7 protein-coding genes are annotated in these 12,511 nt (G+C 55.7%); 1 reads left to right on the plus strand and 6 read right to left on the minus strand.

Translation table 11 applies throughout. From position 1 onward, the window contains the following. Positions 1-122: 122 nt before the first annotated feature. The 3 genes from carB to metK form a co-directional block, all read right to left on the minus strand. Complete coding sequence (gene carB, locus HMPREF1556_RS01085) at positions 123-3,362, minus strand: carbamoyl-phosphate synthase (glutamine-hydrolyzing) large subunit (protein ID WP_021666330.1); 3,240 nt, start codon at positions 3,360-3,362, stop codon at positions 123-125. Between the two features lie 22 nt (positions 3,363-3,384). After that, the gene (gene carA / locus HMPREF1556_RS01090; RefSeq protein ID WP_021666331.1) at positions 3,385-4,458 is read right to left on the minus strand and encodes a glutamine-hydrolyzing carbamoyl-phosphate synthase small subunit; all 1,074 of its coding nucleotides are present in this window, start codon (positions 4,456-4,458) and stop codon (positions 3,385-3,387) included. 225 nt (positions 4,459-4,683) lie between these two features. Continuing rightward, complete coding sequence (gene metK / locus HMPREF1556_RS01095) at positions 4,684-5,976, minus strand: methionine adenosyltransferase (protein WP_021666332.1); 1,293 nt, start codon at positions 5,974-5,976, stop codon at positions 4,684-4,686. A 624-nt stretch (positions 5,977-6,600) separates the two neighbouring features. Here metK and uvrA point away from each other — a divergent pair. Then, positions 6,601-9,492, plus strand: a complete 2,892-nt coding sequence (gene uvrA, locus HMPREF1556_RS01100) for an excinuclease ABC subunit UvrA (RefSeq protein WP_021666333.1) — start codon at positions 6,601-6,603, stop codon at positions 9,490-9,492. Between the two features lie 339 nt (positions 9,493-9,831). Here uvrA and HMPREF1556_RS01105 read toward each other — a convergent pair whose 3' ends face one another. From HMPREF1556_RS01105 to HMPREF1556_RS01115, 3 genes are all read right to left on the minus strand, one after another. Further along, a complete protein-coding gene (locus HMPREF1556_RS01105; RefSeq protein WP_021666334.1) occupies positions 9,832-10,989 on the minus strand; it encodes a TlpA disulfide reductase family protein in 1,158 nt (385 codons plus the stop codon). Between the two features lie 260 nt (positions 10,990-11,249). Continuing rightward, positions 11,250-11,696 carry a YhcH/YjgK/YiaL family protein gene (locus HMPREF1556_RS01110; protein WP_021666335.1) on the minus strand — a complete coding sequence of 149 codons (447 nt, stop codon included), beginning with the start codon at positions 11,694-11,696 and terminating at the stop codon, positions 11,250-11,252. A 250-nt stretch (positions 11,697-11,946) separates the two neighbouring features. Next, complete coding sequence (locus HMPREF1556_RS01115; RefSeq protein WP_021666336.1) at positions 11,947-12,471, minus strand: NAD(P)H-dependent oxidoreductase; 525 nt, start codon at positions 12,469-12,471, stop codon at positions 11,947-11,949. Between the last annotated feature and the right edge of the window lie 40 nt (positions 12,472-12,511).

Consider the following 12,511-nt stretch of genomic DNA (forward strand, 5'->3'; position numbering starts at 1 on the left):
AGCTCCGTCCCCTAGCCCAATGAATATCCTAAAAAAGCTTAGCCCCAAGACTCCTCAGTGGAGCCTTGGGGCTAAGCCTTTAGGAGAATGGCATACAGCCACCCTGGGGACGAAGGAGCGGACTACTTGTACTCTGCCCAGCTCTTGATCTGGAGCTCCTCAACGGGGAGCGTGCAGAAGGCTGTGATGAAGGCAGAGGCAAGACGGGCATTCGTCAAGAGAGGGATATTGAGGTCGATCGCTGCACGACGTAGACGGTAGCCATTGGTCAGTTCGCCTGCGGTGAGGTTCTTATTGATATTGACTACCATGTCTATCTTCTTCTCGTGAAGCAGGTCGAGTGCCTGAGGGTGCTTCCCTTCGTCGGTAGGCCAGAAGACTACCGTCGATGGGATACCATTCTCTGCAAGCATATCGTGCGTGCCCTGGGTAGCGTAGAGCTCATAGCCTCGCTCATGCAGGAGGTGTGCAGCGTCGAGCATATCGACCTTCTGCTTGTACCCGCCTGTAGAGAGCAGTACCGACCGCTTAGGGATACGATAGCCCACGGAGAGCATGGACTTGAGGATAGCCTCATTGGTGTCATCCCCAAGACAGCCTACCTCCCCAGTGCTCATCATGTCGACGCCAAGCACGGGGTCTGCCTTCTGTAGACGAGCGAACGAGAACTGCGAAGCCTTGATCCCCACGTAGTCGAGATCGAAGGCGCTCTTATTGGGCTTCTCTACGCGCTGCCCTAGCATGATGCGTGTAGCCAGCTCGATAAAGTTGATCTTAAGTACCTTGCTCACGAAGGGGAAGCTACGTGAAGCACGAAGGTTACACTCGATGACTTTGATCTCATTACCCTTAGCGAGGAACTGGATGTTGAAGGGTCCCGAGATATGTAGCGCCTCAGCGATCTGACGACTGATGCGCTTGATGCGGCGCACCGTCTCGACATAGAGCTTCTGCCCTGGGAACTGAATCGTAGCATCCCCAGAGTGTACCCCAGCGAACTCAATATGCTCACTGATGGCGTAGGCGACGATCTCCCCTCGCTGCGCTACGGCATCGATCTCTACTTCCTTAGCGTGCTCGATGAACTGGCTCACGACCACAGGATGCTCCTTCGATACGTCTGCCGCTAGCTCGAGGAAACGGTAGAGTTCCTCGGAGTTGGAGCAGACATTCATAGCCGCCCCTGATAGTACGTAGCTTGGACGAACGAGCACAGGGAAGCCTACCTCCCGTATGAAGGTGTCGATATCCTCGAGGCTCGTCAGTTCCTGCCAGCGAGGCTGGTCGATTCCTAGTTCGTCTAGCATCGCCGAGAACTTATGCCTGTCTTCGGCACGGTCGATATCCTCGGCCTGTGTCCCTAGGATGGGGATGCGCTGGGAATGGAGCTTCAGTGCTAGGTTATTAGGGATCTGCCCTCCGGTAGAGAGGATGACCCCTCGGGGAGTCTCTAGATCAAGTATGTCTAGTACACGCTCGAAGGTAAGCTCGTCGAAATAGAGGCGGTCGGTGATATCGTAGTCCGTACTTACTGTCTCGGGGTTGTAGTTGATCATGATGGATCTGAGCCCCTGCTGACGGATCGTCTGAAGAGCATTAACTCCACACCAGTCGAACTCGACAGAGCTCCCTATTCGGTAGGCCCCAGAGCCAAGGACTACGACCGAGCGTCCATCCCCTTCATAAGCGATATCGTTGGCTGTACCGCTGTAGGTCAGGTAGAGATAGTTGGTCTCCGCTGGATATTCTGCTGCGAGGGTATCGATCTGCTTGACCACGGGCAAGACTCCGAGCTTCTTACGCAGAGCTCGTACCGCTAGTGCATCTCTATCGTGCGCCTTGATCCCTTGCTTAGAGAGAATGAATCGAGCTATCTGGAAGTCCGAGAAGCCTTGACGCTTGGCTCTCAGGAGGAGCTCCCGGTCAAGGTCCGATATCTCCTTCACTGCTGCGAGACGATCGGAGGTACGGACGATGCTCTGGAGCTTGTCGAGGAACCATCGGTCGATCTTCGTCAGCTCATGGATCTGGTCTACAGTGTAGCCCATGCTGAAGGCCTGACTGATAGCGAAGACACGCGTATCTGTAGGCGCCTTGAGGGCACCATCGAGTTCGGAGGCGGGGATCTCCTTGGTATTATTGCCTACGAAGCCGTGCATCCCTTGTCCGATCATACGGAGGCCCTTCTGCATCGCCTCTTCGAACGTGCGTCCGATGGCCATCACTTCCCCTACAGACTTCATACTGCTACCTAGCTCACGGGACACACCGTGGAACTTCCCCAGGTCCCAGCGTGGGAGCTTGCAGACGACATAGTCAAGTGCGGGCTCGAAGAAAGCAGGAGTCGTACGGGTCACCGAGTTCTTCAGCTCAAAGAGCCCATAGCCTAAGCCCAGCTTGGCAGCGACGAAGGCCAGAGGGTAGCCCGTAGCCTTAGAGGCTAGTGCCGACGAGCGTGACAGGCGGGCGTTGACCTCGATGACACGATAGTCTTCGCTGTCGGGGTCGAGGGCATACTGCACGTTGCACTCCCCGACGATACCTATATGGCGTACGATGCGGATAGCTATCTCACGGAGCTTATGATACTCGTTGTTCGTCAGGGTCTGCGAAGGGGCGATGACGATGCTCTCTCCAGTGTGAATGCCCAGAGGGTCAAAGTTCTCCATGTTGCAGACTGTAATACAATTGTCATAGCAGTCCCGTACTACCTCGTACTCTACTTCCTTCCATCCCTTGAGGCTCTTCTCGACGAGGACCTGAGGGGAGAAGGCGAAGGCCTTGCTACAGAGCTCATCTAGCTCCTCTTCGTTGTCACAGAAGCCACTACCAAGGCCACCCAAGGCGTAGGCTGCACGGATGATCACGGGGTAGCCCAGAGAGGCAGCAGCACGGCGAGCATCCTCGACACACTCTACAGCGTGGCTCTGGATCGTCTTTACCTGGATCTCGTCGAGCTTGCGGGCGAAGAGGTCTCGGTCCTCGGTATTCATGATCGCCTCTACGGGTGTCCCGAGGACTTCGACGTTGTACTTGGAGAGTACACCGCTCTGATGTAGGGCCACCCCACAGTTGAGCGCAGTCTGTCCGCCGAAGGCTAGAAGGATCCCTTGGGGGCGTTCCTTCTCGATGACCTTCTCGATGAAGAAGGGAGTGACGGGCAGGAAGTAGATCTCATCTGCTATCCCTTCGGAGGTCTGGACAGTAGCGATATTGGGGTTGACGAGGACCGTGTGTATCCCCTCCTCACGCATCGCCTTGAGTGCCTGAGAGCCAGAGTAGTCGAACTCTCCTGCTTCCCCGATCTTCAGGGCTCCAGATCCTAGGAGAAGGACCTTCTGTATCTTATTCTTGTCGATCATTGTCTCTTACGTTTGGAGGGGATTAAATCAAGTTGAGGAACTCTTCGAAGATAAAGACTGTGTCCGTCGGACCACTACAAGCCTCGGGGTGGAACTGAGCCGAGAAGAAGGGCAGCGTCTCATGGCATATCCCTTCGTTGGAGCCATCGTTAAGGTTGACGTACTTCTCTCGCCAACCGGGCCCCAGCGTCGAGGCATCGACAGCGTAGCCATGATTCTGGCTGGTGATATAGCAGCGGTTGGTCCCGACCTCACGTACAGGCTGATTGTGACTGCGGTGCCCGTACTTCATCTTCGAGATCTTCGCTCCTGCTGCAGCCGCTAGAAGCTGGTTACCCATACAGATACCACAGATGGGCTTCTTCCGCTCAAATGCTTTACGTATATGCTCGACAGTGATACGGCACATGTTGGGGTCCCCAGGGCCATTGGATAGGAAGAGCCCGTCGAAGTCGATCTCATTGAAGTCATAGTCCCAGGGGACTCTATATAGGGTCACGTCGGGGCGGATGAGGTTGCGGACGATGTTGTTCTTCGCTCCGCAGTCTACGAGCACGACCTTCTTCGGTCCGTTGCCATAGATAGTGACTTCCTTGGGCGAAGCTTCTGCCACGAGGTTGCGAGCATTAGGATCGTCCAAGGGGATATCTTCTCCCCCCTCGAGGACGATCTTGCCCTTCATAGAGCCTTTCTCTCGGAGCGTCTTGGCTAGCTCACGTGTATCGATGCCCGTAAGACCGAAGACATGCTCCCGGCGGAGCCATTCTGCGAGCGAGCCCTCAGAGTTCCAGTGGCTGTGCTCTTCAGAGTAGTCAGAGACTACGATCCCTAGGGGGTGGATCTCATCGCTCTCTCTGAAGAAGGCGATACCGTGCTCATCTCGCTTGGGGGAAGGCACCCCATAGTTCCCGACCAGGGGATAAGTCATGACGAGGATCTGCCCCCGATAGCTGGGGTCAGTGAAGCTCTCCGTATAGCCAGTCATCGCGGTATTGAAGACGACTTCGCCTGCCACAGGGGCATCATAGCCGAACGAGTAGCCTTCGAAGCGACTCCCATCATCGAGGATCAAAGTAGCTCTTTTGTAGTCTTGCATAGGGACGGATACTTAATGAAGATGTGTAGAGACAGGTGCGCCGAGGTCATATATAAAGAGAAAAGCCGTCTACCAAGCAGGGCTTGACATACGGCTTTCTATATTTTGTGTCGCTCAGAGGGAGCGAAGACCTCAGTATCATCTGATCGTTTGTGCATGCAAATGCAGAGCCTCTTTGACTCTGCTTTGCATGCAAAGGTAAGAAAATAATGAGAGACTCAGCGCCTAGAGTCCGAAGCTATGGCGAAGGGTATCGACGTAGTCTAGCTTCTCCCAGGTGAAGAGCTCTACTTCGTGGGCGATCTTACCACGGCTATTCGTAGAGAAGTACTTAGTCACACGGCGAGGCTCACGCCCGAAGTGCCCGTAGCTCGCCGTCTCTTGGTAGATGGGGGTGCGAAGCTTGAGACGCTGCTCGATGGCATAGGGGCGCAGGTCGAAGATCTGCCCTACTCGCTCGGCGATGACGCTATCGGCTACGGAGACGTGCGAAGAGCCAAAGGTGTCGACGAAGATACTGATGGGCTCAGCCACGCCGATAGCGTAAGCCAGCTGGACGCATACTTCATCGGCGATACCAGCAGCGACGATGTTCTTAGCGATGTGACGAGCGGCATAGGCTGCCGAGCGGTCTACCTTCGAGGGGTCCTTACCAGAGAAAGCTCCCCCGCCGTGAGGAGCCTTCCCCCCATAGGTATCTACTATGATCTTGCGACCCGTGAGCCCGGTATCGCCATGGGGGCCCCCGATGACGAACTTACCCGTGGGGTTCACATACAGCTTGAAGTCTGCATCGAGTGTCTGCTGGATCTGCTCGGGGTAGCGCCCTAGTACACGTGGGAGGAGGATCTGGCGGATATCCTCGGTGATACGAGCCTGCATCTGAGCGTCAGCCGCTGCCTGCGCCTCTGGTGAAGCATCACTGGGCTCAATGAATTCGTCGTGCTGGGTACTGATGACGATGGTATCGATACGCAGGGGCTTCCCCTCGTCCGAATACTCGACCGTCACCTGACTCTTGGCGTCGGGACGGAGGTAAGGCATCAGGTGAAGCTCCTCCTTGCGGATACGGGCGAGCTCCTCCAGGAGAGCATGCGACAGGTCAAGAGGCAGAGGCATCAGCGAAGGCGTCTCACGACAGGCGTAGCCGAACATGATCCCCTGGTCGCCTGCTCCCTGCTCCTCGGGTGCGAGGCGCTCGACACCACGGTTGATGTCAGCGCTCTGCCCATGGATAGCGGAGAGGACACCACAGCTATCGGCGTCGAAGCAATAAGCGCTCTTGTTGTAGCCGATCCCTCGGATGACGTCTCGGGCTATATCCTGTAGCTCGACGTAGGCATCACTCTTGACTTCGCCTGCGAGCACGACCTGCCCCGTGGTCACGAGCGTCTCACACGCCACCTTGGAGTACGGGTCGAGTGCCATGAAGTGGTCTAGGATGGCGTCGGATATTTGGTCTGCTACTTTGTCGGGATGCCCTTCGGAGACAGACTCAGAGGTAAAGAGATAACTCATCGGTATATCTATTGTATATGGGTTAGTGATCAGAGAAGTAGCCTCAGTCAAGCGGATACAAGAAGACCTCAGCTGCCGATAGGTGCAACCAAGGTCGAGGTGAGCTAAGTCTGTCGTAGAGGATGAGGAGCTAAAGGTGAAGCTCCATCGAGACGACGGGTTTAGCATTTTTTCTCGTGGTTGCAAGCATCTCAAATCTATCCACGTCCCCCGTGGGGGCTACTTCCGCTGGCAAAGGTACACTTTTTCTCCGACTCCGTCTACCCTGCTCTTGGGATGGAGGTACAAAGAGCACACTTCTCCCGAGCTAAGTCCCAGGATCTAGCCCTGTCTAATATCCAGCCGACAGAGGAAGCAGTAGCGCCTCCGGAGAAGCACCAGTAGGACCTCTCGGGAGGCGCTACTGGTGCTACTAGCTAGTCGAAGAGCCCCCTATAAACGAAGCAAGCCAAGAGACACTCTACCAGCCCCAGTCGAAGGGTGGGACGCAGGAGCTAAGCTTCGGGAGATGGACAGAACTAAATCCTCTACCCGATTATTCTTAATTTTGTAAGAATAGCAGACGGGCTCCTTCGGAGCAACGGCCTCCCCTACCCGTCGCGACCTAACCCCTCCTCCATCTCGATGGCTAAGAAAGAAACGAAGAAGACTCCCGCCCCACTCAACGACCGCCAGGATACGGCAGACCACATCCTCCTGCACCATGTGCGTGTCAATAATCTCAAGGACATAGACCTAGCCATCCCCCGAGGCCAACTCATCGTCGTCACCGGGGTGAGTGGTTCGGGGAAGAGTTCGCTCGCCTTCGACACGCTCTATGCCGAGGGCCAGCGTCGCTACGTGGAGAGTCTCTCGTCGTACGCCCGTCAGTTCGTCGGTCGTATGGCTAAGCCCGAGGCCGACTGGATACGTGGGCTTCCCCCAGCTATAGCCATCGAGCAGCGTGTCGTCAGCCGTAATCCCCGCTCTACCGTAGCGACCTCTACCGAGATCTACGAGTACCTGCGCCTGCTCTATGCCCGTATCGGGAAGACCATCTCCCCCAGCTCGGGGCAGGAGGTGCGCAAGCACACGGTGAAGGACGTCCTTCGCTACGCCAAGGGGCTCCCCGTGGGTAGTCGTGTCTACCTCATCGTACCCCTACACGTCCCCGAGGGGCGACAGCTCTCCGCTCATCTCGAGATCCAGCTACAGCAGGGCTACAGCCGACTGTGGACACCCGAGGGGATCCTAGCTATCGAGGATGCTCTACTCTGGAGCGACGACCGAGCTGAAGGGCTCTATCTCCTGATCGACCGCCTAGCGATCAGCGAAGACCTTGAAGCCGTAGACCGCCTAGGCGAATCGGTAGAGACGGCCTTCTTCGAGGGGCGTGGCGTCTGCTATCTCGCTATCGAAGAGATGACCGAGGCAGGACGACAGCCTGTACGCCTCCAGGAGTTCAGCAATATCTTCGAAGCCGATGGTCGGGTCTTCCAGGAGCCTTCGCCCGAGATGTTCAGCTTCAACAACCCCATCGGTGCCTGCCCCGAGTGCGAAGGCTTCGGGAAGGTCGTAGGCATTGACCACCGTTTGGTCATCCCCGACCCTAGTCTCTCCGTCTATGACGATGCAGTGGCATGCTGGCGAGGGGAAGTGTCTTCGGAGTGGAAGCACTTCTTCATCCGCTATGCCGATAAGGCGAAGTTCCCCATACACCGACCCTACGAAGAACTCACTGAGGAGCAGAAGGCTCAGCTGTGGGATGGCCTCCCGACCAAGGAGTACGGCCCCATCGGCATCACCCCTTACTTCGACTATCTACGAAGCCAGCTCCATAAGATCCAGAACCGTGTGCGCATCGCCCACTTCACGGGTAAGACCATCTGCCCTACCTGCCATGGAGATCGCCTCAAGCCTGATGCCCTCTGTGTACGTATCGGGGGGAAGAACATCGCCGAAGTCGTATCGATGACCCTCTGGGAGGCTCGGGACTTCTTCGACCAGCTCCAGTTGAGCCAGGCCGACGCCTTCATCGCTAAGCGCCTACTCCATGAGATAGGCTCCCGACTGACTTTCCTAGACGAAGTGGGTCTGGGCTACCTTACCCTCGACCGCCTCTCCAGCACGCTCTCGGGTGGGGAGAGCCAGCGTGTGACCCTAGCTACTCAGCTCGGTAGTAGCCTCGTGGGCTCACTCTACGTACTCGACGAGCCCAGTATCGGTCTCCATCAGAGAGATACTGAGCGCCTGATCCAAGTAGTGCGTCGCCTCCGTGATCTCGGCAATACCGTCGTCGTCGTAGAGCACGACGAAGAGATGATGCGTGCCGCAGACTACATCATCGACATCGGCCCTGATGCTGGGCGTGGGGGAGGCGAAGTCGTCTATGCGGGGCCCGCCTCAGAGATCAACAGCACGACACCTGGCTACACGGCAGCTTATCTGACGGGACGAGAGGAGATTCCCCTCCCCTCCGTCCGTCGCCCATGGAATAGCTACATCGAGCTAGAAGGAGCGACGCTACACAACCTCAAGGACGTCACCGTCCGCTTCCCACTACATGCCCTCACCGTCGTCAGCGGTGTCAGCGGTTCGGGCAAGAGCACGCTGATGCGAGAGCTCTTCTACGAGGGCGTCTCCCGTACGCTCAATAGAGAGCCGATGGATCACCTAGAGCTACGGGGTATCTCGGGCGACCTCAAGTCCATCAGTCAGATCGAGTATGTCGACCAGAACAACATAGGGCGAAGCTCCCGCTCCAACCCCGTGACCTACGTCGGCGCCTTCGATACCATCCGTGAGCTCTATGCAGGCCTCCCGCTATCGAAGCAGATGGGCTTCAAGCCTTATTACTTCAGTTTCAACAAGGAGGGGGGACGCTGTGAGCGCTGTCAGGGCGCAGGTGTCATCACCGTGGAGATGCAGTTCATGGCCGACATCACGCTCCCCTGCGAAGCCTGTCACGGCTTACGTTTCCGCAAGGAACTCTTAGAGGTAGAGTACTGTGGGACGAACATCTCTCAACTCCTCGACCTGAGCGTCGATGAGGCGGTCGAGTTCTTTGAGGCCAATCGAGCCTCTTCCTCCTTGACCTCCAAGATCATTGACCAGCTACGTCCCCTGCAGAAGGTAGGGCTAGGGTACATCAAGCTTGGGCAGTCAGGCTCTACCCTCTCCGGTGGGGAGAATCAGCGAGTCAAACTGGCCTATTACCTCGGGAAGGGGAAGAAACTCCCTACCCTCTTCATCTTCGACGAACCCACCACAGGCTTGCACTTCCATGACATCCGCACCTTGCTCCAGGCTCTACAAGCCCTCGTAGACCAAGGGCACTCAGTGATCGTCATCGAGCACAATCTAGAGGTCATCCAGGCTGCCGACTGGGTCATCGATATGGGACCCGAAGGCGGGAAGGCTGGAGGCTATATCGTAGCCGAAGGGACACCCGAAGCTATTGCTTCCTGCGCCGAGTCTGCCACAGGGCGCTACCTGAAGGACCTCCTTCAAGCCAAGCTCAAGCCCAAGCGTAAGTAGCTCCCGACACCAGTCGCAATTCGACTGAAGCGCTACCACAGAGAGCGCTCTAGTAGAGCTCTAAGCCATCCGGAGTACTCGCTGTAAGACCCTCCATAGCATCCCCTATAAAACGAACCAAGCGCTAATCCTCCCTGAGGATTAGCGCTTGGTCTAATTGGGGCGTAGCTCTGATACGAGAGGGCCACAGGATACGGCACTACACCGCCTGCCTAGCGCTCGGAGAAGCCTACCCCATACCCTCTCAAACGAAAGGGATAAAAAAGGGAAGCCCCCAAGTCGATAGCCTGTATGAGGCTTCGGACTTGGGGGCTTCCCTTGTGGTATTTACTCTATTGCTTAGAGCTTACCGCCAGTGGTCTTCAGGATCTCGTCCAGCTGGGCATTGACCATATCGCCACGTAGATCTCGGGCGACGATCTTACCGCTGGGATCGAAGAGGATGAGCTGAGGAATACCTGCGATACCATATAGGTCCGTCGCATCCTTATCATTGAAGATCTGAGGCCATGTGATCTCTAGATCCTTCATCGCTTGCAGGTGATCCTCCATCTTGTCCCAAACGACAGCACCGAGGATGACTAAGCCCTTGTCCGTGTACGCATCCCGTACTTTCTTCAGGTGAGCGATCTCACGACGGCAAGGCCCGCACCAAGAGGCCCAGAAGTCTACCAGCACGTAGTGTCCCTTACCGACATAGCAACTGAGGCTAACGGGCTTGCTCGCATCATCGACTCCATCGAAGTCTACAAACTGTGCCCCAGGCTTAGTAGCCTCGAGACGGCGGAGACGCTCTACCTGCTTGACGATCGTCTCTTCATTGCGGAGGCTTTCACTAACTTCCTTGAGGTAGCCTTCTGCCTTAGCAAGGTCTATATCTTCCTGTGCAAGGAGGGTCTGAAGAGCATAGTAGCCGAGAGCGTCGTCACGGTGGGCCTTGAGGTCAGCCAGCACGCCAGGCAGGATCTGAGCATAGTATTCCTTGACGACCTTCTCCATGCCTTCTTCCTTCTGCTGATCAGAGAGGGTCTTGTCGGAGCGGAGCTTCATCAGCTTCTCCTTCACCCCGCTAGAGAGGGCGATCTCTTCCTTGACCTTCTGAGCACGGATATCGTTGAGCGGGGTACCCGTCGCTGCTTCAGCCTCTAGAGGAGCCTTGATGACGCCTTCCTCGGGGATGAAGGAGAGCGAGAAGGAGCGAGGCACGATTAGGTTGGCCACGATACCATCACCTCCTACGGGGCGCTCAAAGTGGAACTTCCCTCCTACGACCTTGACACTGTCCAGTGCAGTACCACTATTGGTATAGAGGTAGACCCACTTGCCGTTGGCTTCAGCGGGTGCTGTACCCTGGATCAGGTAGTGCCCGGCTTTGGGCTTGGCGACAACTGTAGCTACCTTGGATTTTGCCTTACCCTTGCGTTGGGCCACTGCGGGTAAAGCGATCGTCGTAGCCAGGGCTAGAAGCCCTAGGCGGAGCCATTGATTCTTCTTCATGTGTGTTACTAATATGTATGGATGAGTGGTAGTAATATCGAACTAAGATAAGTATAATCTCGAGACGAGCGCTATCTATGCCTCTATCGAGGTCCCAAGCTAAGGCGAGAAGGCTACCCAAAGCGAATGCTAGAGAAGCTCTACGCTCAGCTGAGGAGAAGGCTAATGGGCAGTACTCAGGAAGTCACGAGGCTAATATGAGGGGAGCACCAAAGTTAATAAGAGCGAAGCGCTATCATAAGATCGATAGGAGCGCTAGGCTAGCGCAGTCGGATCTTGACTACAAGCTTGCTCACAGCGCCACCGCCTCCAATGAGAGGGGCATGAGCATCTTCGGGATAGAGGATCACGAAGTCCCCTGGGACTAGATCCACGTAGCTCGCTGGGGTATCTTCGAAGAAGATGACATCCTTCTCCTTGTCGTAAGGGGCTTGAGGCTCCTGGCATAGAGCACGGGGAAGCCAACCGATACGCTCTCGTCCCTTGAGTAGTACCTGGATATCGATATGCTCTTCGTGAGCTTCGAGTGGCTGGTAGATCTGCAATGGAGCGTCCATGCGATTGATGAAGAGGTCTTCACCACGAAGCTCTATGCGCTGCGACTCTAGAGCCAAGAGATCATGCGCCTTGATGTAGTCGAAAGCTTCCTTGAATAAGGGATGGAGTCCTTCGTAGCGAGCCGATCCCTCGAGTGTACTATGGATCATTAGAGTAAGCTTAGTTAGTCGTGAGTCTCTATACCTGAGGTAGGCTCTCTGTAGCCCGCCCTAAGCATTAGAGGGAGCAGAGACAGAGTGAAGCCATACGCAAAGGTAGAAACTTCTTCGATACCATGTCCTTACCCTACCCATTTCTTGCGCTCCATCATCCCCCTTCCTCATAAATCAATTTCCCCTACCAAGCCAGATGCTCGGTAGGGGAAATTGCCCATAAACTAAAGGTGGCGAACAAGCCCTCCTAGAGTGTCTTCAGGAGAGAGACTAGCTTCTCTGCGTGCTCTCGTGCTTCCTGTGCGACGTTGGGGTTAGTCAGGGACAGCTGTCCGTAGAGGGGGAAAGCCCCGACATAGTCCATCTGGGTATAAGCGGCAGTGCACTTGAGGGGCAGAGACAGAGCACTACTAAACTCCGAGTCTTCGAAGGTCGCAGCACCAGAGCCCGTGGTATAGGAGTGGATGAACTTCTTCCCCTTGAGCTTATCGCCTCCCGTACCATAGGCAAAGCCGTACTGGAAGACTTGATCCAGGTAGCGCTTCATCGCTGCAGGTACGCTGAACCAGAAGACGGGATGGTGGAAGATGATGACATCTGCCCCTACTAGCGCCTCCTGCTCGGCAGCGATGTCGATCTTATTGAGGTCGGGGTAGAGCTCTTCTAGATTGCGGATCTCTACATTAGGCTGAGCCTTGAGTACCTCAAGGATGGCCTTACCAGCGTAGCTCTTCTCGTGGTAGGTGTGCGAATAGATAACGAGTACTTTCATTCTTCTTAACGGATAAGTTTATATATGGATGATCTTGTGT

It is taken from the genome of Porphyromonas sp. oral taxon 278 str. W7784, assembly GCF_000467855.2.
Lineage (GTDB): Bacteria > Bacteroidota > Bacteroidia > Bacteroidales > Porphyromonadaceae > Porphyromonas.

What these genes read in the sequence shown, in the direction of transcription:
- HMPREF1556_RS01115 (WP_021666336.1), bottom strand. Translation starts at nt 12,471, where the DNA reads ATGAAAGTACTCGTTATCTATTCGCACACCTACCACGAGAAGAGCTAC.
- carA (WP_021666331.1), bottom strand. Translation starts at nt 4,458, where the DNA reads ATGCAAGACTACAAAAGAGCTACTTTGATCCTCGATGATGGGAGTCGC.
- carB (WP_021666330.1), bottom strand. Translation starts at nt 3,362, where the DNA reads ATGATCGACAAGAATAAGATACAGAAGGTCCTTCTCCTAGGATCTGGA.
- uvrA (WP_021666333.1), top strand. Translation starts at nt 6,601, where the DNA reads ATGGCTAAGAAAGAAACGAAGAAGACTCCCGCCCCACTCAACGACCGC.
- HMPREF1556_RS01110 (WP_021666335.1), bottom strand. Translation starts at nt 11,696, where the DNA reads ATGATCCATAGTACACTCGAGGGATCGGCTCGCTACGAAGGACTCCAT.
- metK (WP_021666332.1), bottom strand. Translation starts at nt 5,976, where the DNA reads ATGAGTTATCTCTTTACCTCTGAGTCTGTCTCCGAAGGGCATCCCGAC.
- HMPREF1556_RS01105 (WP_021666334.1), bottom strand. Translation starts at nt 10,989, where the DNA reads ATGAAGAAGAATCAATGGCTCCGCCTAGGGCTTCTAGCCCTGGCTACG.